Source organism: Liquorilactobacillus sicerae (assembly GCF_029916425.1).
GTDB lineage: Bacteria > Bacillota > Bacilli > Lactobacillales > Lactobacillaceae > Liquorilactobacillus > Liquorilactobacillus sicerae.
Genome location: NZ_JAHAVQ010000201.1, coordinates 1 through 468, shown reverse-complemented (window position 1 = coordinate 468; position 468 = coordinate 1). Strand labels below are relative to the sequence as shown.

The following is a 468-nucleotide window of genomic DNA, read 5'->3' as shown; positions in this document are numbered from 1 at the left end:
CATCGTCTCGATCAAAATTGAAAGATGCAGTTCTCCACGTCCAGAGACAGTCCAAACACCAGGTGTTTTTGTATCTTCAACTCGCAGCGAAACATCAGTATGCAGTTCCTGCTTCAATCGGTCTTCCAATTGGCGGGCAGTTACAAATTTTCCTTCCCGACCGGCAAAAGGTGAATCGTTGGTTCTAAAAATCATTTGCAGAGTTGGTGGATCAATTCTCAATGGAGGCAATGCATCAGGGTGGCTGGAAGCAGCAACTGTTTCACCAACATTAATTTCTTCCATTCCGGAAACAGCAATTAAATCGCCAGCTTCGGCTCGATCAATATCAATTCTTTTCAAACCCAAAAAACCCATCAATTTCGTTACACGGAAATCTTTATGAGAACCATCCAATTTTAAAACAGTAACATTATCACAAACTTTAATCGTTCCACGAACAACACTACCAATTCCAATACGGCCAAC

Annotated in this window: 1 protein-coding gene; it reads right to left on the bottom strand. The window is 41.7% G+C overall.

Translation table 11 applies throughout. From position 1 onward, the window contains the following. Positions 1-468 (bottom strand): EF-Tu/IF-2/RF-3 family GTPase (locus KH893_RS11990; protein ID WP_281166304.1); only part of this gene is annotated, 468 nt, incomplete at both ends.